At 71.4% G+C, this 26,947-nt stretch carries 22 protein-coding genes; 16 read left to right on the top strand and 6 right to left on the bottom strand.

Translation table 11 applies throughout. The features are described from left to right. The 4 genes from ACWCSU_RS34970 to ACWCSU_RS34985 form a co-directional block, all read left to right on the top strand. On the top strand, nucleotides 1-103 hold a 103-nt coding region (locus ACWCSU_RS34970), incomplete at its 5' end, for an RICIN domain-containing protein (RefSeq protein WP_449941038.1). Nucleotides 104-160: 57 nt separating this feature from the next. Continuing rightward, nucleotides 161-1,282, top strand: coding sequence for a lectin (locus ACWCSU_RS34975; RefSeq protein WP_449940737.1), 1,122 nt, complete (start codon nucleotides 161-163; stop codon nucleotides 1,280-1,282). Between the two features lie 25 nt (nucleotides 1,283-1,307). After that, nucleotides 1,308-2,885: a lectin gene (locus tag ACWCSU_RS34980; protein WP_357701355.1), complete on the top strand. Its 1,578-nt coding sequence runs from the start codon at nucleotides 1,308-1,310 to the stop codon at nucleotides 2,883-2,885. Between the two features lie 78 nt (nucleotides 2,886-2,963). Then, a complete protein-coding gene (locus tag ACWCSU_RS34985; protein ID WP_449940740.1) occupies nucleotides 2,964-4,295 on the top strand; it encodes a glycoside hydrolase family 43 protein in 1,332 nt (443 codons plus the stop codon). Between the two features lie 276 nt (nucleotides 4,296-4,571). On the opposite strand, the gene ACWCSU_RS34990 is transcribed toward ACWCSU_RS34985, so the two are convergent. Next, the gene (locus ACWCSU_RS34990; protein WP_449940744.1) at nucleotides 4,572-5,627 is read right to left on the bottom strand and encodes a hypothetical protein; all 1,056 of its coding nucleotides are present in this window, start codon (nucleotides 5,625-5,627) and stop codon (nucleotides 4,572-4,574) included. 156 nt (nucleotides 5,628-5,783) lie between these two features. On the opposite strand from ACWCSU_RS34990, the gene ACWCSU_RS34995 reads away from it, so the two are divergent. Both ACWCSU_RS34995 and ACWCSU_RS35000 read left to right on the top strand, forming a co-directional pair. Beyond that, on the top strand, nucleotides 5,784-6,452 hold the full coding sequence (locus ACWCSU_RS34995) for a response regulator transcription factor (protein ID WP_449940746.1): 669 nt from the start codon (nucleotides 5,784-5,786) through the stop codon (nucleotides 6,450-6,452). Beyond that, complete coding sequence (locus tag ACWCSU_RS35000) at nucleotides 6,445-7,581, top strand: sensor histidine kinase (protein WP_449940748.1); 1,137 nt, start codon at nucleotides 6,445-6,447, stop codon at nucleotides 7,579-7,581. The genes ACWCSU_RS34995 and ACWCSU_RS35000 overlap by 8 nt, the downstream gene beginning before the upstream one ends. A gap of 485 nt (nucleotides 7,582-8,066) precedes the next feature. On the opposite strand, the gene ACWCSU_RS35005 is transcribed toward ACWCSU_RS35000, so the two are convergent. Beyond that, complete coding sequence (locus ACWCSU_RS35005; RefSeq protein WP_357701369.1) at nucleotides 8,067-8,537, bottom strand: hypothetical protein; 471 nt, start codon at nucleotides 8,535-8,537, stop codon at nucleotides 8,067-8,069. 32 nt (nucleotides 8,538-8,569) lie between these two features. On the opposite strand from ACWCSU_RS35005, the gene ACWCSU_RS35010 reads away from it, so the two are divergent. Then, nucleotides 8,570-9,088, top strand: a complete 519-nt coding sequence (locus ACWCSU_RS35010) for a hypothetical protein (protein WP_449940751.1) — start codon at nucleotides 8,570-8,572, stop codon at nucleotides 9,086-9,088. Between the two features lie 46 nt (nucleotides 9,089-9,134). Here ACWCSU_RS35010 and dgoD read toward each other — a convergent pair whose 3' ends face one another. Genes dgoD through ACWCSU_RS35025 form a run of 3 tightly spaced genes read right to left on the bottom strand, consistent with a single transcriptional unit; the run spans nucleotide 9,135 to nucleotide 12,496 of the window. After that, nucleotides 9,135-10,277 (bottom strand): galactonate dehydratase, encoded by a 1,143-nt coding sequence (gene dgoD / locus ACWCSU_RS35015; RefSeq protein WP_449940754.1) that lies wholly within the window; start codon nucleotides 10,275-10,277, stop codon nucleotides 9,135-9,137. Continuing rightward, nucleotides 10,274-11,353, bottom strand: coding sequence for a Gfo/Idh/MocA family protein (locus ACWCSU_RS35020; protein WP_449940757.1), 1,080 nt, complete (start codon nucleotides 11,351-11,353; stop codon nucleotides 10,274-10,276). Before ACWCSU_RS35020 ends, dgoD begins: the two co-directional genes overlap by 4 nt. An 18-nt stretch (nucleotides 11,354-11,371) precedes the next feature. Next, nucleotides 11,372-12,496 carry a LacI family DNA-binding transcriptional regulator gene (locus ACWCSU_RS35025; protein WP_357701377.1) on the bottom strand — a complete coding sequence of 375 codons (1,125 nt, stop codon included), beginning with the start codon at nucleotides 12,494-12,496 and terminating at the stop codon, nucleotides 11,372-11,374. 89 nt (nucleotides 12,497-12,585) lie between these two features. On the opposite strand from ACWCSU_RS35025, the gene ACWCSU_RS35030 reads away from it, so the two are divergent. The 9 genes from ACWCSU_RS35030 to ACWCSU_RS35070 all read left to right on the top strand — a co-directional run bounded on the left by ACWCSU_RS35030 (nucleotide 12,586) and on the right by ACWCSU_RS35070 (nucleotide 26,161). Continuing rightward, nucleotides 12,586-14,190 carry a hypothetical protein gene (locus ACWCSU_RS35030; protein WP_449940759.1) on the top strand — a complete coding sequence of 535 codons (1,605 nt, stop codon included), beginning with the start codon at nucleotides 12,586-12,588 and terminating at the stop codon, nucleotides 14,188-14,190. A 15-nt stretch (nucleotides 14,191-14,205) separates the two neighbouring features. After that, nucleotides 14,206-15,456 carry an enolase C-terminal domain-like protein gene (locus ACWCSU_RS35035; RefSeq protein ID WP_449940761.1) on the top strand — a complete coding sequence of 417 codons (1,251 nt, stop codon included), beginning with the start codon at nucleotides 14,206-14,208 and terminating at the stop codon, nucleotides 15,454-15,456. 113 nt (nucleotides 15,457-15,569) lie between these two features. Then, nucleotides 15,570-16,928 carry an extracellular solute-binding protein gene (locus tag ACWCSU_RS35040; protein ID WP_449940763.1) on the top strand — a complete coding sequence of 453 codons (1,359 nt, stop codon included), beginning with the start codon at nucleotides 15,570-15,572 and terminating at the stop codon, nucleotides 16,926-16,928. Then, on the top strand, nucleotides 16,925-17,863 hold the full coding sequence (locus ACWCSU_RS35045; protein WP_357701385.1) for a carbohydrate ABC transporter permease: 939 nt from the start codon (nucleotides 16,925-16,927) through the stop codon (nucleotides 17,861-17,863). Before ACWCSU_RS35040 ends, ACWCSU_RS35045 begins: the two co-directional genes overlap by 4 nt. Continuing rightward, on the top strand, nucleotides 17,860-18,714 hold the full coding sequence (locus ACWCSU_RS35050) for a carbohydrate ABC transporter permease (protein ID WP_357701386.1): 855 nt from the start codon (nucleotides 17,860-17,862) through the stop codon (nucleotides 18,712-18,714). The genes ACWCSU_RS35045 and ACWCSU_RS35050 overlap by 4 nt, the downstream gene beginning before the upstream one ends. Continuing rightward, nucleotides 18,714-19,559 (top strand): NAD-dependent epimerase/dehydratase family protein, encoded by an 846-nt coding sequence (locus ACWCSU_RS35055; protein ID WP_449940766.1) that lies wholly within the window; start codon nucleotides 18,714-18,716, stop codon nucleotides 19,557-19,559. Before ACWCSU_RS35050 ends, ACWCSU_RS35055 begins: the two co-directional genes overlap by 1 nt. 23 nt (nucleotides 19,560-19,582) lie before the next feature. Further along, the gene (locus ACWCSU_RS35060) at nucleotides 19,583-22,735 is read left to right on the top strand and encodes a sugar-binding protein (protein WP_449940768.1); all 3,153 of its coding nucleotides are present in this window, start codon (nucleotides 19,583-19,585) and stop codon (nucleotides 22,733-22,735) included. A 70-nt stretch (nucleotides 22,736-22,805) separates the two neighbouring features. Further along, nucleotides 22,806-23,024 carry a hypothetical protein gene (locus ACWCSU_RS35065; protein ID WP_449940770.1) on the top strand — a complete coding sequence of 73 codons (219 nt, stop codon included), beginning with the start codon at nucleotides 22,806-22,808 and terminating at the stop codon, nucleotides 23,022-23,024. Further along, nucleotides 23,024-26,161, top strand: coding sequence for a hypothetical protein (locus tag ACWCSU_RS35070; protein WP_449940772.1), 3,138 nt, complete (start codon nucleotides 23,024-23,026; stop codon nucleotides 26,159-26,161). The genes ACWCSU_RS35065 and ACWCSU_RS35070 overlap by 1 nt, the downstream gene beginning before the upstream one ends. On the opposite strand, the gene ACWCSU_RS35075 is transcribed toward ACWCSU_RS35070, so the two are convergent. Beyond that, complete coding sequence (locus ACWCSU_RS35075; protein ID WP_357701395.1) at nucleotides 26,086-26,868, bottom strand: polysaccharide deacetylase family protein; 783 nt, start codon at nucleotides 26,866-26,868, stop codon at nucleotides 26,086-26,088. The two genes, ACWCSU_RS35070 and ACWCSU_RS35075, sit on opposite strands and share 76 nt — an antisense overlap. Nucleotides 26,869-26,947: the final 79 nt, after the last annotated feature.

The raw sequence follows: 26,947 nt of genomic DNA on the forward strand, positions 1-26,947 counted from the left end.
CGGGCTCTGCCTCGACGCCATCGGCGCCGGCACCGGCAACGGCACCGGGCTCCAGCTCTACACCTGCTCGGGCGGCACCAACCAGAAGTGGACCTGGACGTGACGCCCCTCAACGGCGGGCGTGCTCGCCCGGCGCGTGGTCGGTGGTGAGGGGGTGAGCATGCGTACCTGGAGGCGATGGCGGGCCGCCGTGCTGACGGTGGCGGTGTTGCTGGCGGCCGGCACGGCGACGGGGACGGGGGTCGCCGGAGCCGAGTCCAACGGCGGGGTACGGGTCATGCCGCTCGGCGACTCGATCACCGAGGGCACGCAGGTGCCGGGCGGCTACCGGATCGGCCTGTGGCAGCGCCTGGCCGGCGGCCGCTACACGGTCGACCTCGTCGGTTCGCAGTTCAACGGGCCCAGCAGCCTGGGCGATCATGATCACGAGGGCCACCCAGGCTGGCGCATCGACCAGATCGACGCGAACATCACCGGCTGGCTGCGTACGTACACGCCGCGTACGCTGCTGCTCCACCTGGGCACCAACGACATCCTGCAGAACTACGACGTGGCCGGCGCTCCGCAACGGCTGTCCACGCTGATCGACCACATCACCGCGGCCGTGCCGGACGCGGACGTCCTCGTCGCGACCGTCATCCCGCTGTCGAACGCCGGACAGGAGTCCGCGGCGCGCACGTTCAACGCGGCTATCCCCGGCATCGTCCAGAGCAAGGTGAACAGTGGCAAGCGCGTCCACCTGGTCGACCTGCACAGCAGGCTGACCACCTCGGACCTGATCGACGGCGTTCACCCGACCGCCGGCGGTTACGACAAGATGGCCGCCGCCTGGTACGCGGCGCTGCAAGCGGTTCCCGGCAGCATCGGCCAGCCGCAGGGCAACCCCTCCGGCGGCTCGGAGATCAAGGGCGTGGGCTCGGGCCGTTGCCTGGATGTCACCGGCGTGTCACAGGCCAACGGTGCGCAGGCGCAGATCTGGGACTGCAACGGCCAGACCAACCAGCGCTGGACGTCGACCAGCGCCGGTGAGCTGCGCGTGTACGGCGGCAAGTGCCTGGACGTGGCCAACCGGAGCACCGCCGACGGCGCCGGCGTGATCATCTGGGACTGCAGCGGCCAGGCCAACCAGCAGTGGCGCTTCAACACCGACGGCTCCATCACCGCCGTCGGTGCGAACAAGTGCCTGGACGTGCCGAGCAACAGCACCGCCAACGGCGTCAAGCTCCAGATCTGGTCCTGCAGCGGCGCCGCCAACCAGCGCTGGACCCGCGCCGGCTCATGACGACCCCCAGGAGGTGGAGAAGCGAATGCGCACAATTCTCGGCCTGACGACGGCCGCGTTACTGGCGGCCGGCTCCCTTGTCGCGATCGGCGGCGCCACGTCCCCGGCCGTCGCGCTGGAGAACGGCCTCGCCCGGACCCCGCAGATGGGCTGGAACGACTGGAACAGCTTCGGCTGCAACGTCAACGACGGCCTCATCCGCCAGACGGCCGACGCCATGGTCTCCAGTGGCATGGCGGCGGCGGGCTACACCTATGTCAACATCGACGACTGCTGGTCCACCAAGAGCCGGAACGCGAGCGGCGACCTGGTGCCGGATCCGCAGAAGTTCCCCGACGGCATCAAGGCCCTGGCCGACTACGTGCACTCCAAAGGGCTCAAGCTCGGCATCTACTCCTCGGCCGGTACCACGACGTGCGCGGGCTACCCGGCCAGCCTGGGCTACGAGCGGCGGGACGCGGCCCTGTGGGCGTCGTGGGGGATCGACTATCTGAAATACGACAACTGCGGCGACCATCGCGGCATGAACGGGCAGCAGCGGTACACGGCCATGCGGGACGCGCTGGCCGCCGCCGGTCGCCCGATCGTGTACAGCCTGTGCAACTGGGGTCAGGAGAACGTGTGGACCTGGGGGACGCCGGTGGGCAACTCCTGGCGTGACACCGGCGACATCGCGGCCAACTGGAATTCCGTCATGGGCATCCTGGACCAGCAGGTCGGGCTGGAGTCGTACTCGGGCCCGGGAGGCTGGAACGACCCGGACATGCTGGAGGTCGGCGTCGGTTCGGTGACGGCTACCGAGGGACGCGCGCACTTCAGCCTGTGGTCGCTGCTGAACGCGCCCCTCATCGCCGGCAACGACCTCCGGACGATGAGCGCCGACACGCGCACCATCCTCACCAACACCGAGGTCATCGCGGTCAACCAGGACTGGGGCGGCAAGCAGGGCCACAAGATCAGCGACAACGGCAACCTGGAGGTCTGGCGCAAGCCGATGAAGAACGGCTCGGTCGCGGTCGTCCTGCTCAACCGGGGCACCTCGACCGCGACCGTCTCCACCACCGCCGCGGCCTTGGGGCTGGGCTCGGCGTCCTCCTACTCGGTGCGCGACCTGTGGGCGCACACGACGTCCTCCTCACCGGGGACGATCAGCGCGCCGGTCCCCGGGCACGGGGCGGCCATGTACGTCGTGACGGGAGGCGGCATCGTCCCGCCCACCGCGGTCGCGATCAAGGGAGTGGGCTCGGGCAGGTGCCTCGACGTCGCCGCCGCCTCGCAGGCGAACGGCGCGCAGGCGCAGATCTGGGACTGCAACGGCCAGGGCAACCAGCGCTGGACGCCCACCGCGAGCGGCGAACTGCGCGTCTACGGCGGCAAGTGCCTGGACGTGTACGACGGTGGAACCACCGACGGCACCAACGTCATCATCTGGGACTGCAACGGCCAGAGCAATCAGCAGTGGCGTTTCAACGCCGACGGCACCATCACCGCCGTCGGTGCGAACAAGTGCCTGGACGTGCCGAACAACGCCACCGCCAACGGCACCAAGCTGACCATCTGGTCGTGCAACGGCGGCGCCAACCAGCGCTGGACCCGTAACTGACCCGTCATCCCGGGAGCGATCGTGAGAATGGCATTACGGTTGCCGGCCACCACAAGAGCCGGACGCGGAATCGTTTGGGTGCTGGTCCTGCTCGGCCTCGTGGCGTTCCTGCCCGCCCACCCGGCCAGGGCGGACAACCCGATCATCCAGACCGTCTACACCGCCGACCCGGCGCCGCTGGTGCACAACGGCCGGGTGTACCTCTACACCGGCCATGACGAGGACGGCTCGACCTGGTTCACCATGAAGGATTGGCGGGTCTGGTCCTCCGCCGACATGGTGAACTGGACCGACCACGGATCCCCGCTGAGCCTGACCACCTTCAGCTGGGCGAAGTCCGACGCCTGGGCGGGACAGACCATCTACCGGAACGGCCGGTTCTACTGGTACGTGCCCACGACCAACCGGGCGACCGGCCGGATGGCCATCGGGGTGGCCGTCTCCGACAGCCCGACCGGGCCGTTCAGGGACGCACTCGGACGGCCGCTGATCGAGAACGGCGAGATCGACCCGACGGTCTTCATCGACGACGACGGGCAGGCCTACCTCTACTGGGGCAACCCGCACCTCTGGTACGTGAAGCTGAACCCCGACATGACCTCGTACTCGGGAAGCGCGACGCAGATCCCGCTCACCACGGCGGGATTCGGCACCAGGACGGGTGACGCCAACCGCCCGACGCTGTTCGAAGAGGGGCCCTGGGTCTACAAGCGGAACGGCCTGTACTACCTCGTGTTCGCGGCCAAGTGCTGCTCGGAGTTCCTCGCCTACTCCACGGCCCCCGGCCCCACCGGGCCCTGGACCTACCGGGGGACGATCATGCCCACGCAGGGCGGCAGCTTCACCAACCACGCGGGCATCGTCGACTACCAGGGCGGCTCGTACCTCTTCTACCACAACGGCGCACTGCCGGGCGGCGGGGGCTTCACCCGTTCGGTGGCCGTGGAGAAGTTCACCTACGGCTCCGGCGGCACGATCCCGACGATCAACATGACCGCGTCCGGGGCGCCGCAGGTGGGCACCCTCAACCCGTACGTCCGCCAGGAGGCCGAGACGATCGCCTGGGAGTCCGGGGTCGAGACCGAGCCCTCCGGCGAAGGGGGGATGAACGTCGGCTGGATCGAGAACGGCGACTACATCAAGGTCAAGGGCGTCGCGTTCGGCTCCGGCGCCAGGACCTTCGCCGTGCGGGTCGCCTCGGCGTCCAGCGGCGGCAGACTCGAACTCCGTCTGGACGGCGTCAACGGCCCGTCGGCCGGGACGTGCACCGTGCCGGGCACGGGCGGCTGGCAGACCTGGAGCACCGTGTCCTGTCCGGTCAGCGGCGCGACCGGCACCCGCGACCTGTACCTGAAGTTCGCCGGCGGAAGCGGCTACCTGTTCAACATGAACTGGTGGCAGTTCAGCTGACGTCGCATCTCCCGCGCGTCACCGGTGTCACCGCCGCCCGCCTCCTGCCCCGCCGGCGAGAGGGGCTGGGGTTCCCGGTTGGCGGCCGGGCCCCGACACAAGACCGGGAAACCTCCACCGAACTTCCGGCCCGCGCTGGAGGCGACCGCGCCCACGCGGCCGACCTGGCCGTACCCGGGACGCGCGAGGCGGTCGCGGCCACCCTGCCGTTCAGCTTGCCGTGGACGAAGCGGAAGGTGCGTCCGCGGGCCCGTGGCTGCTGGACGGCGACCGGCGTCAGTACTCGTGGTGGGGGTCGTAGCTGAACACGCTCGACCTCTCCTCCTCCTCGAACAGCACGGCCGGGCGGAAGGGTGAGTTCGGCGGCGCCTCGATCGCGGCGGCCCGCCGATCGTGTTCCGCGGTGAAGGCGGAGCTGAGGACCGCCCTTGCAAGAAGCGGCTGATGCAGGAGGAAGTCGCGGGGGCCGAGGTAGAGGTAGGCGTCGACGCCCGGGTAACCGTCGCCGGAGTCCAGCGGCGCGTCGCCGGGCAGCGAGTAGTAGGAGGAGTCCAGGTCGCCGAGCCAGGTGCCGTCGAACGTGGCGAGCGTCGGCACCGGCCAGGAGGCCATCTGCCGCTCCAGCCGGTCGTTGTCCTTGGCGAAGCCGAGGTGGGCCGTGACGATGAAGGCGCAGCCGGGATACTTCTCCTCGTAGATCTCCGCGGCGCCCTGTTCATGCCGTACGTGCCCGGTCCCGGAGAGCAGCAGGGCCCTCCGCTTCTTTGACAGCACCTCGCTCTGCAGGACGGCGGCCATGTGCCGGTCCCGCTGCCCGAGCAGTGACTGCAGATCCGCCTGGCTCGTCACCCTGCTCCAGTCGGCGGGCGGGCCGCAGGCCAGGACGCGCAACCGCTCGTGCACCGGCAGCCGCTGGTTGACGCGGCGGACCAGGGGATAGAGTTGCTCGTAGAAGGCCGAGTAGCCGGCCCCCGGCTGGAGGGTGTCGCGCCACGCCTGCCGTACCTCGGTCAGCGGCACGTCCTCGCCCGCCACGTACCGGTCGATGATCGGCTGGAACCTCGCGTTCCCGCCCTCGACGGCGATGTCGTCGACCCGGCCGGGCAACCGGGGGTCGCGCAGCAGCGAGATGAGGAAGTCGTCGACGTCCTTGACGCCGTGCGACGGGCTCAGCCCGCCGACGAGCTGGTGCGTGCCGAAGGCCCCCAGCAGTGCGTCCTTGGCGTCGAGCGGCCGGGCCTCGCCCGGCGCGGTCAGCGCTCGCGCCCCGCCGACCGCGGCGGCCGCCAGCGCGGATGCCGCGGCCGCGGCGAGGACCTTTCTGCGTCGCATCGGGCGACCTCCTCTTGCGTTCGTGGGATTCGTGTCGCCTGCCGTCCTACTCCGGCGCCGGTCCCGGGACGGTGCGCGCGGCTGTTACGCGGTTGAGACCGGCCGCCCGGCATGCTGGGTGCGGACCACCCGTCAAAAGAAGGAGCCTGGCCGGTCATGAGAGTGCTCGTGGTCGAGGATTTCGAGCCGATGGCTCGGGCGATCGTCACGGGTCTGCGGCGTGAGGGCATGGCCGTCGACGCCGTTCACGACGGCGGCGCCGCGCTCGAACGGCTGGCGTGCACGCGCTACGACGTGGTGGTGCTGGACCGGGACCTGCCCGTCGTGCACGGCGACGAGGTCTGCCGCCGGCTGGCCGCCGACCGGTCACCGGGCCGGATCCTCATGCTCACCGCCGCGGGCGGGCTCGGAGACCTGGTCGACGGCCTCGGCATGGGCGCCGACGACTACCTGGCCAAGCCGTTCGACTTCGTCGAGCTGATCGCCCGGGTACGCGCCCTGGGCCGCCGCTCGGCCCCGCCCACTCCGCCGGTGCTGCGCCACGGCGACATCAGGCTCGATCCGGCCGGCCGGGCGGCGTTCCGCGCCGGTCGGCGCCTGCCGCTCAGCGCCAAGGAGTTCGCCGTGCTGGAGCACCTGCTCACCCGAGCCGAGCAGGTGGTCTCCGCCGAGGAACTCCTGGAACGGCTCTGGGACGAGGCAGCCGACCCGTTCACCACCGCCGTGAAGCAGACGATGTACCGGCTGCGGGCGAAGCTCGGCGCACCTCCCGTCATCCACACCGTCCGCGAAGGCGGCTACCGGCTCGGCGCGCCGAGTGCCTGACGCACGGTCCCCGCGCCGGGGCCGCGGGCTCACCGTCCGGGCGCGGCTGACCCTGCTGTACGCGGCCCTCATCTGCTCCTCGGTCGTCGTCTCTCTCGGCGTGGTCTACCTCCTCCTGAGCGGCAGCAGCTGGCAACGGGCCCCTGGTCAGGTGCGGCAGGGCGGGATCATGGCGGCGGGCGGGCACTCACCGGCCCTCCTCGCGCCCTTCGCCGCCGCGGAGAGGACGGCTGGGCTGGCCGTCGCGCTGGGGGTGGTCGCCGTGGTGTCGGTCGCGCTCGGCTGGCTGGTCGCCGGCCGTTTCGTACGCCCGCTGCGTACCATCATCGCCACAGCCCAGGACATCTCGGCCACCAACCTGCACCGGCGCCTCGGACTGCGTGGCCGCCGCGACGAGTTCACGGAGCTGGGCGGCACCCTGGACGACCTGTTCGCCCGGCTGGAGGCGTCCTTCGAGGCGCAGCGGCACTTCATCGCCAACGCCTCGCACGAACTGCGTACCCCGCTCAGCGCGGGCCGCGCGCTGCTGCAGCTCGCGATCACCGACCCGGCGCCGACCGTGGAGAGCCTGCGCGCCACCTGCGAGGAGCTGGTGGAGCTCGGCGACCGGCAGGAGCGCCTCATCGCCGCGCTGCTCACCCTGGCGAGCAGCCAGCGCGGCCTGCACCGGTCGCAACCGCTGGACCTGGCCGAACTCGCCGCCCGAGCGCTCGCGGCCCGCGAAGCGGAGGCCGACCGGCGCGGCATCCGGCTCGACGTCACGCTCGGCCCCGCCCCGGCGACCGGCGATCCGAGCCTTGTCGAGAGCCTGATGGCGAACCTGCTCGACAACGCCGTCCGCCACAACGTCCCCGGCGGGCAGGTCGAGATCATCACGGGCCGCACCGCCGCCGGCGCGGCCCGCCTGGCCGTCGGCAACACCGGGCCGGTCATCGCGGCCGACGCGGTGGACTCCCTGTTCCAGCCGTTCCGCCGGCTCGGCGCCGAACGGATCCGCCCCGGCGAGCAGGACGGGTACGGGCTCGGCCTCGCCATCGTCCGGGCCATCGCCGGCGCGCACGGGGCCACCCTCCTCGCGCACGCCCGCTCCGAGGGCGGCCTGCACGTCGAGGTCACCTTCCCCGCCTGAGGGTCATGCCGCACACCGGCCTGCCCGCGGCTCCGTGCTCGGCCGTGGGGTGGATCGGACCGGATCTCAGCACCCTGACGTGACACTTCGTACGGTTCACGGTGACGACGAAGTGACCACCTCGGACCCGGTTCCGCCCATGACCGCGACCCGGACTGTCCATCACCGGACCGAACCTCAGCAAGTCCGAACTGCTGAAGTACGCCGGGTCCGTCCCCGATCCGGCGACCAGCGGGGCCGCCGCCGCCCTGAGCACCCCGGTGGACCGGAACCCGGACTGTGCGACAGGCCGGTGCCCCGCATCCGGCTAGCGTGAAGTGTGCCCGTCCGCCGAGCCGTCACGTAGTGCACCAATCGCAGTTCGGCTTCCTGCGCGTGCGCTCGGCCGGGCACCGCAGTTACGCCGTCGATCTGCCGGCCTGTGCCGGGTCGAGCATCACGGAGGGGTGGCGTTCACGAACACCATGCGCGCCCGGCAGGGGCGTTCAGGAATGGACGGCGCGGATCTCCGTCACGGTGAACGTGTCGACGATGTGCCGGTTCTGCACCAGGAACCCCACCACCCCGGCCACCGCCTCCACGCCCAGGGCGGCCCTCACCCGTGCACTCAGAAGGTAGACCAGAGGCGTCGACGGCTGGGTCAGCGTGAGCCCGCGGTCGTGGCGGTGCACGTCCTGCAACGCCCTGATGGGGATCGGCCGCTCGGTGGTGAACCATGCCGCCACCTCCCATTGCAGAAGTGCCGGATCGGCGTCGGCACAGGCGTGGTAGCAGTCGACGCAGCCATGGCCGGCATGCCGTCCATGCGGGCAGGTCCACTGGGCGACCTCGGCGGGGCTCTGGTCGTGGGCGCTCAGGACGGCTGCTTCGGTGACGCGGCGGCGCGCCGGCCGTGACCGGTCCTCCGGCGGAGAGGCAAAGTCGCTGCTGATGATCGGATCCCTTCCCGGCTGCATCCCAACACGTCGGAGCCTACCGGCGGCAGCCTGTGGACTTCCTGGCACAGGTGGTGCAGCAGCGGTTCGACGACGGCGCCGAACCGCCGCCGTCGGTGACGTTCGGGGGCTCTTGCTCGACGATCGCCTTGCCGCCGCTTGGGCGCGCCCTGAACCATGCGGAGTTCTCGTTCGAGAAGAAGGCCCCCTTCGGGGTGGAGGTGAGGCCCAGTAGGCGGATGCGGTGGGTCTCGATCTCCATGACGAACGGGACCCGGCTTGTTGAGCGCGGCCCTGGCACCAACCGCTTCACCAAGGCCGTCGAGCAACTCGGCGGAAACCAGGCTCCGGCGCGGCTGGGCGGGCTGTACGCGCTGGAGCAGCTCGGGCAGAACAACTCAGGCCGAAGGGGACGGGACGCCGAAGGCGCGGCCCACGGTATGGAACCAGTGCTCGTCGAGGGAGCGGCCCGTCATCCGTCCCACGACGGTGAGAAGGCGTGCGCCAGCTTCTTCTCGCCCGCGTTCAGGAGGGGGCGCCCGGCTCCCCCCGGTTCGGGTCGGTGCCCTTGACCGGCGGGTGCCCGCGCAGGGCGGCGACGGGCGGCTCCAGGGACGACTACCACTCGGCGAACGAGCCGTCCCGGTGCCGCCAGATCGGGTTGCGCCAGGCGTGCGACGACGCCTGGCGCACCGCCTTCTCGTCGACCTCGATGCCCAGGCCGGAGGCCGTCGGGCGATCGAGGTGGCCGTCGGTGAAGGTGAAGACCGAGCGGTCCACCAGGTAGTCGAGGAGTTCGCTGCCGTCGTGGTAGCCGATGCCCAGCGACTGCTCCTGGATGAGGAAGTTCGGGGTCGCGAAGTCGATCTGCAGGCAGGCGGCCAGAGCGATCGGGCCGAGGGGGCAGTGGGGAGCGAGGGTGACGTCCCAGGTCTCGGCCAGCGCGGCGATCCGGCGGACCTCGGAGATGCCGCCGGCGTGCGACAGGTCCGGCTGGATCACCGCCACGCCCGTGGGGAGCACGTCGCGGAAGTCCCAGCGGGAGAACAGGCGCTCGCCGGTCGCGATGGGGATCGTTGTGGACTCCACCACTCGTCGCAGGTCGCGGGAGAACTCGGGAAGCACCGGTTCTTCGGCGAACAAGGGGGACAGCGGCTCAAGCAGCGGCAGCACCTTGCGCGAGGCCGCCGACGTGAAGCGGCCGTGCAGGTCGACGGCCAGGTCGACGCCGTCGCCCACCGCATCGCGCACCGCCGCGAAGCGGGCCACGATCCGGCTGGTGAGGGCCGGTGACGGGATCGGCGGCAGCCGGCCCTCCCCGGCGGCGAACTTCAGCGTGTCGAAGCCCGCCTCCACCCTGGCCATGGCGTTCTCGGCCAGTTCCGCGTCCGTGTCGCCGTGCGCCCAGGTGTAGACCTTGGCCTGATCGCGTACCGGGCCGCCGAGCAGGTCGTAGACCGGCACGCCGAGAGCCTTGCCCTTGATGTCCCACAACGCCTGGTCGATCCCGGCGACCGCGCTGGACAGCACCGGGCCGCCCCGGTAGAAGCCGCCCTTCGACATCACCTGCCAGTGGTCCTCGATGCGGCCGGGGTCGGCCCCGACCAGCGCCTCCATCAGCGTGTTCACGCAGGCGGCGACCGTCTCGGCGCGGCCCTCGACGATGGGCTCGCCCCAGCCGCTGACGCCCTCGTCGGTGTCGACGCGCAGGAACATCCAGCGCGGGGTGACGATGAAGAGCTCGAAGCCGATGATCTTCACTGGAACACCTCGGGGTGGTCGCCGTGCAGGTTCCGGTGGAACGGGTCGCCCGGACCGATTTCGCCGGCACGCACCGGCCGCCCGGTGAGCGCCGACTTGTACATCGCCGTGATCAGCTCCAGCGCCCTGCGGCCGTCCTGGCCGCTGCCGCGTGGCCGCCGTCCGGCCCGCAGGTCGGCGATCAGGCCCCGGAGCTGGGCCAGGTGGGAGCTGGGCACGTCGTCGGGCGGCGGCCAGTCGAGACCGGTCACGCCGGGGGCGGGGGTGATCGTCCAGTTCTCGTTGGCGTAGCCGTACAGGTGGGTGAGTTCCAGGGTGGCGGCGGCGAGGTCGATGCGCAGGTGGCTGACCTGGCGCGGCGCGAGCGACGTGCTGACGACCGTGGCCAGCGCGCCGGAGTCGAAGCGCACCAGCGCGGTCGTCACGTCGTCGGTCTGCACGTCGCGGGCGAGCCTGGCGGCCATGCCGCGCACCTCGCTCCAGTCGCCGAGCAGTTCGAGCATGAGGTCGATCTGGTGGATGCCGAGGCCCATGGCGGGGCCGCCGCCCTCGGTGTCCCACCGGCCGCGCCACGGGACCGCGTAGTAGGCGGGGTCGCGGAACCAGGTGGTCTGGCAGTGCGCGACGTACGGCCGGCCGAGCGCGCCGCCGGAGATCAGCGCGCGGGCGTGCCGCGCGGCCGAGCCGAAGCGCTGCTGGTAGATGATCGCGGCGTACGGGCCGCCGTCCCGCTCGGCCGCGGTGATCTCGTCGTACTCCGCCAGCGACAGGCACGGCGGTTTCTCGCACCACGCCCACGCGCCCGCGCGCAGCGACGCGATCACCTGGTCGCGGTGGAGCGCGGGCGGGCTGGCGATGTCGACCAGGTCGGGGCGCACGTCCCGCAGCGTCGTGGCGAGGTCGTCCGAGGCGTACGGCACGGCCCACCGATCGGCGAACGACTCGGCCGCCTCGACGGTGGCGTCGACGACCGCCACAACCTCGATATCGGATGACATTTCGCGAAAAGTCGGCATGTGGGTGGAGTTGGCGATCTGGCCGCCGCCCACCAGGGCGACGCGAAGAGGGGAAGGCATGGGGGTACCTCGGGGGGTTCAGGCGGTTTGGGCGGAGACCACGCGCAGATAGGCACGAGCCGACTCGCGGGTGCGGATCTCGATCGGCAACACCACGTGCTCGACCTCCGACGCCGTCTCCGGGTGGTCGATGCGCTCGGCCAGCAGCCGCATCGCCCGCTCGCCCATCTCCCGCGACGGCAGGCGGGCGGCGGCGACGGTCAGCGGCAGCAGGTCGAACGGGCCCGCGTCGTCCATGCCGGCCAGCTCGACCTGGCCGGGCACCTCGACGCCCATCGCGGTGAGGTCGGAGGCCGCGTGCGCCAGCACGAACCCGTTGGCGCACAGCAGCACCGTCGGCGGCTCGCGCCGGTCGAGCAGCCCGGCCAGCATCTCCCGCCGCCGGTCCTCCGGCAGCCGCAGGTAGGTCTTGAGCGCGGTCAGCTCCGGCGAGACCGGCAGCCCGTGCTCGCGCAGCGACTGCACGTGCCCGGTGAGGCGCTCCTGCACGGAGGTGCACTCGGTGGCGTCCCACAGCGCGGTGATGCGCCGGTGCCCCTGCCCGATGAGATATTCGGTCAGCCGGTAGCCGATGGCGAAGTTGTCGAAGAGCACCGCGTCGGTGGGGGACTCGGGATGGTAGCGGTCGACCATGACCAGCGGGACGTGCCGCCGCCGCAGCTCGGCCAGGGCGGGGGAGTCGTGGTGGGCGTCGACCGAGTACAGCGCGACGCCGCTGGCCTGGGTGTCGAGCGCCTGACGCAGCGCCTTCTCCTGGGCGGCCGGTGAGCCCTTGGTGTTGGACAGGAACATCCGGTAGCCGAGTTCGGCGCAGACCGATTCGATGCCGTCGATCACGTCGGAGTTGTGCGGCCCGTGCCCGTGCATGATGTAGGCGATGGAGCGCTCCCGCGTCGACTCGGCCGGGACGGGCCGATCGGCCACGAACGTGCCGCGTCCGCGCCGCCGTACCAGGTAGCCCTCGGTGACCAGTTCGTTGAGCGCGCGCACCGCGGTGGTGGTGCTCACTCCGAACCGTTCGCAGACCTCGCGCTGGCTGATGAACGGCTCGTCCTGCACGTACTCACCGCGCGAGATCGCCGCGACCAGATCCCGCTTGACCTGCTGGTAGAGCGGCTCCTGGCTGTCGGACGATTCGTTCATCCTGCCCCCATCTATCCCATTCGCGATCGTTGACACGTTAACACGCTAAGACTAACGTCGGGCCGCATTCGGCGAAAGGACACCCAGCGGTGACACCCGAGGAGTTCCTGAAGGTTCAGGACGAGCGCTACGACCCCGAACACCGGCTGCCGTGGCAGCTGTCACGCAGCAACGGATACCACACGACGATCCCGGCCGGCACCCGCGTGCACGACACCCGAACCTCCACCGACTACGCGATCGCGTTGCTGCAGGCCGGCCGCCTCGACCGCGCCAAGGACGTGCTCAGCGCGATCGTCGACCTGCAGGAGCGCGACCCGCTCGACGATCACTACGGCATCTGGGGCTACTGCATGGAGGAGCCGCCCCAGGCCATGGCGCCCGCCGACTGGAACTGGGCCGACTTCATCGGCGTAAGGCTGGCCCAGGTGCTGGCCGCGCACGGGGACGTCCTCGACGGCCGGATCGCCGAGGCGCTGCGCCACGCGGCCCTGTCCATCTTCCGGCGCAACGTCGGCCCGCGCTACACGAACATCGCCCTGCTCGGCTCCGTCACCTGCGCGAGCGCCGGCGAGCTGCTCGACACCCCCGGGTTCCTCGACTACGGCAGGCGCAAGCTCACCGCGATGCTGGAACGCGACGCCTTCGCCGAGTACAACTCGCCCGCCTACAGCCCGTTCCTGCTGGAGATCTGCGAACGCGCTCACGCGCTGGTCCGCGACCGGGAGTTCCTGGAGCAGATCGAGGCCATGCGCGAACGCGTGTGGGCGGCGCTCGCCGAACGCTTCCACCCGGGCACCGGGCAGCTCGCCGGCCCACACGCCCGCGCGTACACCGACTGGCTCAGCGAGGAGTTGACGTGTTATCTCGCCGCCCAGACCGGAGCGCCGATCGAGGCGCGCCCCGGCGTCGGGACCCGCGACGACACCCCGCGCATGGTGCCCACCCTGCCCTGCCCACCGCACCTGGCCGAGCGCTTCGCCCGGCTCCCCGAGCCCGAGGTGCAGGTCAGGACCGTCTTCGACGGCCGGACCACCGGCACCACCTGGCTCACCGACGACGCCACACTGGGCACGGTCAACGAGGAGTTCGCCTGGGTGCAGCGCAGGCCGCTGCTCGGCTACTGGCGCACGCCCGAGGACCCGGCCGTGGTGCTGCGCGCCCGGATCATGCACAACGGCCACGACCTGACCGCCGCCTGGTGCCGCCAGGCGCAGGACGGCCCCAGGGTGCTGGCCGGATGGTGGCTCACCTACGACTCCGGCGACTTCCACCCGAACCTCGACAAGCCAGAAGGCAGCATCTTCGACGTGGGCGACCTGCGGCTGCGCGTCACGTTGCGCGGCCGGGGCGTGCGGGGCCGCGAGCTGGGCGACGGCGTCTTCGAGCTCGCCGCCGGGACGCGCCGGGCGGTCGTGCACACGGGCGAGGCCGGCTTCCTCGGCGAGCCCGCCACCTGGGCCCTGGCCACCGGTGAGGACGAGGTCGCCGTCGAGGCGGTGCTGTACGACGGGCCGCGCGAACCGGTCGACTTCCACCACGCGATCCTGCGTGCCGGGTTCGCCGTGGAACTGCTCAGGGCGGGCGCGGAACCCGCCGCACAGCCGGTGCTCAGCGCCGTGGGGGAGGAGGAGGTCCGCTGGTCGTGGGGCGGCCTGGAGGTCGCCGTGCCCGCCCGTCCCACCCGCTTCTGAAAGGCGCGTTCCCGCATGCAGGAAACCCAGGCCCCCTGGCCGTCCAGGGACGGGCTGACGATCACGCGCGTGCGTGCCGTCGTCACGGCGCCCGAGGGCATCCCGCTGGTCGTGGTCAGGATCGACACCTCCGACGACGGTCTGTGCGGCCTCGGCTGCGCCACCTTCACCCAGCGCTTCCACGCCGTCGCCGCGGCCGTGGACGAGCACGTGGGCCCGATGCTGATCGGCCGCCATCCGGCCGACATCGAGGACATCACCCGCATGGTCCACCTGTCGTCCTACTGGCGTGGCGGGCCGGTGCTGAACAACGCGCTGTCCGGCGTCGACATGGCGCTGTGGGACATCGCGGGCAAGCGCGCCGGCATGCCCGTGTACGAGCTGCTCGGCGGCCGGGTGCGCGCGGCGGCGCCCGTCTACCTGCACGCCGAGGGCGCCACCGTCGAGGGCACGCTGGAGCACGCCCAGCGGCTCATGGCCGCCGGATATCACCACGTCAGGCTGCAGACCGGGCAACCGGGGCTGGGCGGCTACGGCGCGCCCGGCAGGGCGAACGCCTACCCGGACTCGCCGCATCCCGACGGCTGGGACGTCAGGCACTATCTGCGCACCACCCCCGCCCTGTTCGAACGGGCCCGCGAGGTCCTGGGCGAGGACGTCGAGCTGCTGCACGACGTGCACAGCCGGCTCACGCCCAAGGAGGCGATCCTGCTGGCCAGGTCGCTGGAGCCGTACCGGCTGTTCTTCCTGGAGGACGTGGTCGCGCCCGAGCATTACGACCGGCTGCCCGAGGTGCGGGCGGCCTCGCCCGCGCCGATCGCGGTAGGCGAGCTGCTCGTCTCGGTGCCCGACGCGGCCAGGCTGGTCCTGGGCGGCGGCGTCGACCTGCTGCGCTGCCACGTCTCGGCCATCGGCGGGCTGACCCCGGCGCGCAAGCTGGCCGCGCTCTGCGAGCTGACCGGGGTGCGCACGGCCTGGCACTCCCCGGGCGACGTCTCGCCCATCGGCGTGGCGGCGAACCTGGCGCTGGACGTCACCACGCCCGCGTTCGGCATCCAGGAGGGCCATGTCTACCCCGACAGCGTGTGCGAGGTGTTCCCCGGCACGCTCAATCCCGTTCGCGGCCACCTCCGTCCCGCCGATCTGCCCGGCTGGGGGATCGAGCTGGACGAGCGGCTGGCCGCCGCGTACCCGCCGGTCACGCACCTGCACGAGCGGTGGGCGGCACGGGTCCGCCGCCCCGACGGCGGCATAGAAGCACCTTAGTTGACGCGTTAACTCGTTGCATTTCGCCCGCGTTATCATCCCGTGCTTTACACGTTAACGCGTCATATATAGCGTTCGACTCGACTCGCCCCCCGGCATGAACTGGAGTCCCGATGAACACGTACATGGCTAGAGGAGCCGCGGGTCTGCTGCTCCTGGCCGCGGTCGCGGCGTGCGGCGGCGGGCAGGACGGCACGTCCGGCGGCAAGACCGAGATCACCGTCTCCGGCATGCCGCCCAGCACCCAGCCGGAGAGCCAGAAGAACTTCCTGGCCCAGGTCGCCGAGTTCGAGAAGGCCAACCCGAGCATCAAGGTCAAGCCGACCGAGACGCAGTACGACGTCAAGACGTTCGCGGCGCGCCTGGCCGCGGGCCAGCTGGAGACGGTCTTCCGCGTCCCGCTGACCGACCCGCAGGCCATGATCAAGCGCGGCCAGGTCGCCGACCTCACCGCGGACCTGAAGCTGCTCGCCAAGTCCGACTTCGACAAGCGCATCCTGGCCCCGAGCAGCACCCCCGACGGCAAGATCTACGGCCTGCCCACCGAGGCGTACGCCGCCGGCCTCGTCTACAACCGTGAGCTGTTCACCAAGGCCGGGCTCGACCCCGACAAGCCCCCCGCCACGTGGGACGAAGTGCGGGCCGCCGCCAAGACGATCAGCGACAGGACCGGGGTGCCCGGCTTCGGCATGCACGCCACCGCCAACACCGGCGGCTGGATGCTCACGACCATGACCTACTCCTACGGCGGCCGGATGGAGAAGGAGGAGGGCGGCAAGGTCGTCCCCGCCTTCGACGACGCCCCCACCAGGCAGGCCCTCGGCCTGCTCAAGGCGATGCGCTGGGACGACCGCTCGATGGGCACCCAGCACCTGCGCAACCAGGACGACCTGCTGCGTGACTTCGCCGCCGGCAAGGTCGCGATGATGATGGGCGCGCCCAACCTCTACGGCAGTTACGTCGCCAAGTTCAACGGCAAGCCCGAGGTGTACGGCCAGACCACGCTGCCGTCCGGGTCGGGCAAGGGCACGCTGCTGGGCGGCACGGTCGCCGTCGTCAGCCCGAAGGCCACCCCCGAGCAGCGCCGGGCGGCGGTCAAGTGGATCGACGCCGTCTACCTGCGGCCCAAGTACGACCCGGCCCTGGCCACCGAGCGGGCCGAGAAGAAGAAGGCCGACGGTCTCGTGGCCGCCGTCCCGCAGCTGCCGTTCTTCGCCCCCGCGGTCTCCGACCCCGTGATGGCCGCGGAGAAGGCCGCCTCCAACGTCGACTGGGAGCACTTCGCCACCTACAACGAGGGCGTGAAGGCGCAGGAGTTCATCTCCGAGCCGGCCGTCGCCGGCCAGGAGCTCTACGCCGCGCTCGACACGGTCGTCCAGGCGGTGCTGACCCGCCAGGACGCCGACCCGGCGGCCGAGATCACCAAGGCCGTCGAGAAGGTGAAGCCGATCCTGGACAGGTCGCAGCAGTGACGGCGCTGGCCGAGAAGGCGGGCGCGGACACGACGGCCACCACGCCGCGTCCGCCCCGGCGGCGCGGGACCAGGCACCCCTACGCGGTGGCCTCGGTGTTGTTCCTCGCGCCGCTGGTGCTCGTGTTCGCCGTGTTCTCCTGGTGGCCGATCCTGCAGAGCGCCATGCTCGCCTTCCAGCGCACCAACCTGGTCGAGGCGGCGAGCTGGGTCGGCTGGCAGAACTTCACCAACCTGTTCGCCGATCCGCTGCTCGGCAAGGCCGCGCTGAACACGCTCTGGTTCACCGTCCTCGCCCTGGTCCTCGGCTTCCCCATGCCGGTCTTCCTCGCGGTGGTCATGTCGGAGCTGCGCAAGGGCGGCGGCCTGTTCCGCGTGCTGGTCTACCTGCCGGTGGCGGTGCCGCCGGTCGTGGCGATCATGATGTGGAAGTTCTTCTACAACAGCGACTACGGCCTGCTCAACGGCCTGCTCGGGCTGGTCGGCCTGGGCCCGTTCCCGTGGCTGCAGGACACGCAGTGGGCGATGCCCTCGCTGGTGCTGGAGGCCACCTGGGCGGGCGCGGGCGGCACCGTGCTGATCTACATCGCGGCGCTGACCAGCGTCCCCAGGGAGCTGTACGAGGCGGCCGAGAGCGACGGCGCGTCGATCCGGCGGCGCGTGTGGCACATCACGCTGCCCCAGTTGCGCGGCGTGCTGCTGCTCATGCTGCTGTTGCAGGTCATCGGCACCTTCCAGGTCTTCACCGAGCCGTTCGTCATGACCGACGGCGGCCCGGAGGACGCGACGGTCACGGTGCTGCTGCTCATCTACCGGTACGCCTTCGTCTACGGCGACTACGGCATGGCCGGCGCGCTGTCGGTGCTGCTGGCGGTCGTGCTCGGCCTGCTGTCGGCGGTGTACCTGCGCATGACGAAGGCTTGGAGCACGACATGAGCGGACTGATCTCCGATTCCGACCGGAAGAAGCGCGGCGTACGCGCGGTGCTCGGCTCGACCCAGTTCGCCGTCTTCCTCGGCGTGCTCGTCGCCGGGCTCGGCCCGATCCTGTGGACGGTCAAGGGGGCGATCTCCCCGACCCGGGAACTGCTCACCGACCCGCTGCGCCTCTACCCGGCCGCCCCCGACTGGTCGCTGCTCGCCGAGGCGTGGAGCAGGCTGCGCATCGGCCACTTCATGCTCAACACGGTCGTCCTGGCCGGAGGGTCGTGGCTGGCGCAGATCGTTGTGTCGGTCATGGGCGCGTACGCGCTGTCGGTGCTCCGGCCGCGCTACGGCAAGTACGTCTACGGCGCGATCCTGGCGACGCTGTTCCTGCCGGGCAGCGTGTCGCTCGTCGCGCTCTACCTGACGGTGCTCGACGTGGGCATCGCCAACACCACGTGGGCGGTGTGGCTGCCGCACGCCGCGCACGCCTTCACCGTCCTGCTGATGAAACGGTTCTTCGACGGGATCCCGCGCGAGCTGTTCGGCGCGGCCCAGGTCGACGGCGCCGGACCGTGGCGGATGTTCTGGTACATCGTGCTGCCCATGTCGAAGCCCGTCCTGGCCGTGACATCCCTGCTGACGATCATGGGCGCCTGGAAGGACTTCCTGTGGCCCATGGTGGCCATCTCCGACGGCGAGATGCACCCGATCTCGGTGGCGCTGCCCAGGCTGGCGGAGTTCGCCGAGGAGAACATGGTCATCGCCGGCATGTTCATGGCGTTGATGCCGCCCGTGCTCGTCTTCATCGTCTTCCAGAAGTACATCGTGCGCGGCGTGGGGTTCACGGGGGTCAAGGGTTGATGCTCAGCAGAGTGTTCGTCACCGGCGCGGCCGGGTTGATCGGCCGGGCCGTCCTCGCGCGCTGCGCGGCCGAGGACGTGCCGGTGACCGCGCTGGTCCTGGAGGATCCGGGCGACCTCAAGGCCGATCGCGTCGTCGTGGGCGACGCGGGCGACCCCGAGGTCGTACGGCAGGCGCTGGAAGGCGTCGAGGCCGTGATCCATCTCGCGGCCATCCCCAGCCCCAACCACAACCCCCCGCAGGAGGTCTATCTCAACAACACCGGCGCCACGTTCGCGGTGCTCGACGAGGCGGGCCGGGCCGGGGTGCGCCGGGCGGTCATCGCCAGCAGCCTCAGCGTGCTCGGCATGCCGTTCTCCCCGCACGGCCTGGAACCGGCCTACCTGCCCGTCGACGAGGCGCACCCGCTGCTGGCCGCCGACCCCTACGCGCTGTCGAAGGAGGCCGACGAGTCCACCGCGCGCATGATGCACCGGCTGCACGGCATGACGGTGGTGGCGCTGCGCTTCCCGTTCGTCGGCGGCCCCGAGGACCGGCTGCCCGAGCGGGCCGCCGAGTTCGCCGCCGAGCCGGCCAGGGGAGCCGTCGACCTGTGGGCCTACCTGGACTCGCGGGACGCGGCCACCGCCTGCTGGCTCGGCGTCACCCGGCCGATCGACGGCTCCCACGTGCTGTTCGTGGCCGCCCCCGACACCATCGTCCCGCTGCCCACCGAGGAACTCCTCCACCACTTCCTGCCTCGTTCCCCGCTGCGCGCGGCCCTGCCCGGCCGGGCCGTGCCGATCGACGTGACCAAGGCCCGCCGAGTCCTCGGCTTCGAGGCGGAGCACCTGTACCGGCTCTGACGAACGGAGAGGATCCACCCCCCATGAGATCCCGCATCCATCTCTGGTTACGAACCGTCATCACCTCACTGCTGATCGTTCCACTCCTGGCCGTGCCGTCCCACGCGGCCACGGACATCGACGAGGTCGTCGGCGACTTCGAGTACGGCACGCAGGGCTGGGCCCTGGGGCTCGGCCCGGAGTTCCCCGGTGCCAAGGGCACCCTCACCAGCGACGCGGCCGACGCGAAGACCGGAGCGCGCTCGGCCCTGCTGACCGCCGACCTCACCGCCGGCGGCAAGTACGTGGAGGCCGGGTACGCCATGGCCGCCGACCTGAAGGCGCTGTCGCTCTGGGCGCGCTCGCCCGCACTGCCCACGGTGACGCTGCGGCTGGTGGACAGCACCGGGCAGACCCACCAGCAGCGGCTGCCGCTGGCCGCGGGCGGCGGCTGGCAGCGGCTCACCGTCGCCGCCTTCGCCGCCGGGCAGTCCTACCAGCACTTCGGCGGGGCCGGTGACGGCGTGTGGCACGGGCCGGCCAAGCGGGTGGCGTTCCTCGTCGAGCGCACCGGGCAGCTCAGGCTCGACGGGGTCACGATCACCGCGCCCGCTCCCGACCTCGCCCTGGGGCAGCGGGCCGTGGGCAACGTGTTCGTGCAGCCCGCCCAGCCCTCGTTCGACGTGACGAGCCGGGGTGACGCGCTGACCTGGAGCGTACGTGACCTGTCCGGCGTGCAGGTGGCCGCGGGCAGCGGAACCGCCGGGACGCTGGCCGTACCGGTCGCCGAGCCGGGGCACTACCGGCTCAGCGTGACCGCGACCTCGGCCGGGCAGGCGATCGCCACCAAGGAGACCGCGTTCGCCGTGCTCACGCCCTTCACCGCGACGGGCGACTCCCCGTTCGGCGTGGCCGGGCACTTCACCCGGGCCGACTGGGGCGCTCCCGGCGGCGACCTGCTGGAACTGGCCGCCAAGGCCGGGGTGCGCACCGTGCGCGACGACGCGGTCTGGGAGTCGATCGAGAAGACCGAGGGCGTCTACGAGTACGGGCGCTACGACCCGCTGCACGCCACGCTCGACGCCGAGGACATGCGCTGGCTGGCGATCGCCGCCTACACCAACCCCCACCACGACGGGAACGCCACACCGTACACCGACGCGGGCCGCGCCGCCTACGCCGCCTACGCCTCGGCGTTGATCGGCACGTACGACCTGCCGTGGATCGAGGTCTACAACGAGTTCAACATCGGCTTCGGCGACCGGGGCAACGGGCCCGCAGACTCGCGCGCCGACTACTACTTCCCGCTGCTGAAGGCCACCTACGAGAAGGTCAAGGCAGACCACCCGCAGGTCACGGTCGTTGGCCCGGCCTCCGCCGGCGTGCCGCTCGCCTGGCTGGAGGAGCTGTTCAAGCTCGGCGCCCTCGACTACCTCGACGTGGTCTCCATCCACCCCTACGTCTACCCGGGCACCCCCGAGTCGGCCGCCAAGAGCATCGACGACCTCGACGCCCTGATCAGGAAGTACAACCACGGCAGGTCCAAGCCCATCTGGATCACCGAGCAGGGCTGGCCCACCCACACCGACGCACGCGGCGTCACCGAGGCCACCCAGGCCGCCTACGTGGTCCGCGCCCACGTGGCGGCGCTGGCCAAGGGCGTGCAGCGGTTCTTCTGGTACGACTTCATGAACGACGGCACCGACCCGGCGCTCAACGAGGACAACTTCGGCCTGGTGCGCAACACCGCCGACGCCTCCGGCCGGTGGACGCCCAAGCCCGGCTACGTCGCCTACGCCGCCATGACCAGGCAGCTCACCGGGGCCGCCTACGTCAGGCAGGAGGCCGAGGGCCGTCAGCTCTTCCGGAAGGACGGCCACGACCTGCGCGTCCTGTGGTCGGCCCAGCCCGCGACCGTCTCGCTGCGCACCGACGCCCCGCTCACCGTCACCGACCTGACCGGCGCGAGCGAGGTGCTGCGCCCGCTGGGCGGCCGCGTCACGCTCTCGCTGTCCGGCGACCCCGTCTACGTGCGCGGCGACGCCGTGCTGGAGGACGCCGCCCGCTATACGATCACCGGCGGCGGCGCCGTGGTCGGCGAGGGGATCGAGCTGAAGCTGGCCGTGGACACCACGCGCGGCCCCGCCGTACGCGGCAGCTTCGCCGTCGGCGACGTCGACGTGCCGGTGTCGGTGCGCGGCGGGCGCAAGGCCGAGATCCCGGTGTCGCTGCCCGCCGTGACCCGCACCGGCCCGCTCGACCTGGTCGGCCGCCTGAAGATCCACGGGAGGCCGGTCGCCAGGCTCGGCTCGCGGGTCGAGGTGACGCAACCGTTCGCGATCACCGCCAGGCACGTGCTCCCGGACGACCTGGCGATCACCGTGCGCAACCTGTCGGCCAAGGAGCTGGCCCCCGGCGACCTCGGCTGGGCCTTCGGCGCTCGCACCGGCACGCTTCCGATCGCCGGGACCGTGCCCGCGGGCGGCTCGCGCACCGAGCGCCTTCCCCTGGCGGACCTGCCTGCCGGGCCGTACGAGCTGCGGCTGGGCGCCGTCGCGGGCGTCGGCGTCACCGGCCGGGTGGCCCGCGTCGCCGACGGCGCGCTCAACCGGGCCGACCGCGCCACGATCACCGTCGACGGCGTGCCCGACGACCTGACCGGCCGCCCGGCCGTCGACCTCGCCGACGGCACCGTCAAGATCCCCTCGTACGGCGGGGCGGACGACCTCAGCGGCACCCTCCACGTCACCTGGGACGCCGACCGCTTCTACCTCAGCGCCAGGATCCACGACGACGTCCACACCCAGGCCGGCACCGGAGCGGACATCTGGCAGGGAGACTCCCTGCAGTTCGCCGTCGCCGCCGGACTGCCCGGCGAGACGCGCACCTGGTCCGAGCTCGGCCTCGCGCTGACCGCCCAGGGCCCGCAGTTCCACCGGTGGCTCGGCGACGGACCGGAACCCGACGCCAAGGTCGCCGTCACCCGGGACGAGACCGCCGAGGAGACCGTCTACGAGCTGTCACTGCCCTGGGCGGCACTCGCCCCGCTCACCCCGGAGGACGGCCTGTTCAGCCTGTCCGTCGTGGCCAACGACAACGACGGAACCGGTCGCGAGGGCTGGATCGAATGGGGTTCCGGCATCGCCGGGACCAAGAACCCCGCCCTCTTCCGCCCCGCACGCTTCGTCGGTCAGTAGCCGAGAACCCCCCTGCCCCGCACCTCACCCTGCCCGCCGGGCCCGATCACGAGCGTCACCCAGGAGTGGCATGCATCGGCTGAAACGCTGGAACACCCCCACCGTCCACAACGGCTGGGAACAGATCACCCAACACGACATCACCTTCCACCAGGAGGAATCGCGCGACTTCATGCCCCAGATGGTGCCCATGGCCGGCCGGGCGGTCACCGTCGGCTCGTTCCGGGGCGAGGTCGACAGCAGCGCGCACGGCGGAGAGCGCTACGGACGGCAAGGAGAATCCAGCTGATGAAGATCACCTTACGGAAGGTGGCCGCCGCCTGCGCGGTCACCCTGGCGGCCGGGCTGCTGACGGCCATGCCCGCCCGGAGCGCGAGCGCCGCGGCGGCCACGGCCGTGCTCGGCGCCGACCCCGTCTACACCGGCGTCGTCAAGGCGTGGCCGGGCGACGGCGACAAGGACCCGGCCCACGCCGTCAGCGAGCGCGGCGGCGAGTCGTGCTGGCAGATGTCCGGCACGCCGTACAACCGCTACGTCTACGTGGACGTGGCCGACGCCTCGATCCCGGCCGGGGCGACCCGCGCGTGGGTCGTGGTCCGCTACTTCGACGCGGGACCGGTCGGCCTCGACGTCCACTACGACGGCAAGGCGGGCGCCTTCACCGGCAGCGCCAACGTGGCGCTGACCGGCACCGGCACGTGGAAGAGCTCGGTCATCGGGCTCGGCGACATCAACTTCAAGAACCGGGCCAACGGCGCCGACTTCCGGCTCAACGTCAAGGGCGACGCCGCCTCGATCCCCGGCGTGTGCTTCAGCAAGGTCGAGGTGCACTTCACCGACCCGTCGCAACTCACGATCACCAACCCGTCGCTGGTCTTCACCCAGGGGAGCAACACGATCGATGTCGCCGCGGCGGCCGACAACGTCGAGTGGACCATCGGTGACCCGAACGGGGTTCCGCTGAAGTCGGGCACGCTGGCGGTGGCCAACGGCACGACGAAGATAGACATTTCCGATCTCGGCCCAGGCTATTACCGGCTGACCGTCTCGACCGGGTTCGCCACCCGTTCCACCTCGTTCGGGGTCATCACCCCGCTCGCCACGAAGGATCCGTACTTCGCGGTCGCCATCCACTACGGCTGGCAGAAGGACACCGAGGAGCAGCTGCTCAGGACGGCCGCCCGGATCGGGTGGACCGAGGTGCGCTCCGACGCCAACTGGTCCGGCATCGAGAAGCAGGCGGGCGTCTACGACTTCACCGGCGCCCTCGACGCCGGCCTGCGCAAGGCGTACGAGAACGGCATCACCACGATGCCGATCCTCGGCTATCGCAACCCGTTGTACGACGGCGGCAAGACGCCCAGCACTCCGGCCGGCCTGGCCGCGTTCGCCCGCTTCGGCGCGGCCACGGCGGCCGAGTACGCCCCGTTCACCAAGGACTTCTCGGTCTACAACGAGTACAACTCCACCGGCTTCAACGACGGCGCCTGCGGCATCACCCCACAGTGCTACCTCGATGTCGTCAAGGCCCTCTACCCGGCCATCCATCAGGCGGTGCCCACGGCCAACGTGGTCGGCCCGACCTCGGCCGGCACCCAGCTCGCCTGGCACGACCAGTTCTTCGCCCTCGGCGGCCTGGACTATCTCGACACGCTGAGCGTCAACTTCTACGGCTACGCCGACGCCGGGGCCGGCACGCCGCCCGAGCGGACCGTGATGACGACCGAGTTCCCGCAGCTCGTGGCGAAGGTCAAGGCCAAGAAGAACCTGCCGATCTGGATCAGCGAGAACGGCTGGCCCACCCACACCGCCGGCTCGACCGAGGCCCAGCAGGCCGACTACCTGATCAGGGCGCAGACGCTGGCCAGGAGCGCGGGCGCGGACAAGTACTTCTGGTACGACCTCATCGACGACGGCGACAACGCCGGCGAGCGCGAGCACCGCTTCGGCCTGTTCCGCCGCCCGGTCTCCGGCGTCGCCGCCCCCTCGCCCAAGCCGGCCGCGATCTCCCAGGCCGTGCTGATCCGCAAGCTCGCCGGCCGCACGCTCGGCGCCCGCCAGGACACCGGCGACGCCGACGTCTACTCCTACCCGATCAGCGGCGGCACCCGGCTGCTGTGGGCCACCCAGCCCCGCTCGGTCACGCTCGGCGCGCTCGGCGATGTCACGCTGTCCGACCAGTTCGGCGCGGTCAGCACGCTCAAGCCGCAGGCCGGCAAGGTGCGGCTCGACCTGGACGGCAGCCCGGTCTTCGTCTCCGGCCTCATCGCCTCGGTCAAGGCCGGCGCCTCGCCGCTGTCGGTCAGCGCCCCCGGGCAGTCGGTCACCGGCGAGAAGCTGGCCGTGACCGTCACCGCCGACCGTACCGGCGGCGCGAAGCTGCCGGGCAGGCTGGCCGTGGCCGCCGGCGGGGTCAAGGCCGATCTGGTCACCCGCAAGGGGCGGAAGACGTCGGTCACGCTGGAGTTGCCCGCCACCCCGGCCACCGGCCGCCGGGCGGTCACCGCCACGGTCGCCGACGACCACGGTCCCATCGCCCGGCTGCGCTCGGGCAGCCAGGTGGTCAAGCCGTACACGGTCGAGGGGCGGCCGATCATCGCAGGGAGGAAGCTCCGTATCACCGTGACCAACAACAGCCCCGCCACACCGGTCAAGCCGGGTTCCGTCGGCTGGCAGGTGGGTTCCTGGCGCGGGGTGGTCGCCGATCCGGCCGAGGTGCCCGCGCTGGGGTCGGTCTCCGTGGAGGCCCCGGTGCCGGACGCCCTGCCGTACGTGAACTACAGCTACGTGGTCACGGCCGGCACCGCGAGCGACACCGGGTCGCTCAGCTTCAGTCCGATCGAGAAGGCCGGGGCGACCACCCTGGACCCGATCGACCTGGACGGCCTGGGCCGCTGGGCCGGGCTCCGCGGCGGCACGCGGACCGGCCCCGACGACCTGTCCGGGACGGTCCGCTTCACGCACAGCCCGGACGCGCTGATCCTGGACGCGGTCATCAAGGACGACGTGCACAACGCCGCCCGCACCGACCCGTCGCTGAACTGGCAGGTCGACTCCGTGCAGTTCAGCCTGTACTCGGCCTTCCCCGGCGAGCTCACCGGTGAACGGGTCGAGGTCGGCGCGGCCCTGCTGCCCTCGGGGCCCGCCGCCTACACCTGGACCGGCCCGGCCGGTCCGACCCCGGGCGCCGATGTCGCCATCACCCGGGACGAGACTGCCAAGACCACCACGTACCGGCTGGCCGTGCCGTGGGCGTCGCTCGGCTACGACCAGCCGCCGACCGGCGTGATCGGCATCTCGTTCCTCGTCAACGACGCCGACGCCGGAACGGGCGGCGACGCCCGCGACGGCTACCTCGAATGGGGGAGCGGCGTCGGCAGCGCGCCGAAGAACCCGGCGCTGTTCCGCTCCGCCCAGCTCGTCTGAGCGGACCGGTCCAGGTCGTCGAAGCCCAGGACGTCGAGTCCCAGCTCGGCGGCCTGGGCCAGCACCGTCTCCAGCCGCGCCGGTGACACGTGATTGCACTCGTGCGAGTCCGCGACCGCGTGCGCGTAGAACGTCACCGCCTCCTCCCGCTCGGCGGCGCGCACCAGGGCCGAACGCACCGAGGCGTCGTCGACCCCGGCGGGCCTGAACAGCTTGCCCGTGTCGATCCCCGCCCCGATCAGCACGCGGCGCCCGGCGAGCTCGGCGGCCGGGGTGAAGATCTCGTCCACGGTGTCCAGGCCGCCCTCGGCCGGGTGCCGGGCGCCGCCGCGCAACCGGTGGAACACCCCGCCCAGCACCGCGTCCGACCGTTCGTCGCGGCGGCTCACCGGATAGGCGAAGCAGGCGGCCTCGAACCCGTGCGCGCGCAGCGCCGCCAGGCACGGGGTGACGTCCTCGGCCAGGTAGCCGTCGCCGCCGAGGGCCGCGATCCGGTCGGGCGCCCACAGGTGCCGGTAGCCGTGCGCGCCCACGGTGTGCCCGTCGTCCGCCAGCTCGCGCAGCCGTCTCCATCCGTCGTCGTCGATCCGGTACGGCTCGCTGACGAAGAACGTCACCCGCGCGCCGTACTCCCTGAACAGGCCGCGCATCGCGCTCCACTCGGGGACGAAGAAGTCGTCGAAGGTCATCAGCAGGATGCCGCTCATGGCGATGATCGTAACGTGTTAACGCGTCAACCTGAAGGCTACAGGTCACTCGTACGCGTCCGTTGACGGGAGGTGGTCC

The organism is Nonomuraea sp. NPDC001699 (assembly GCF_053596455.1).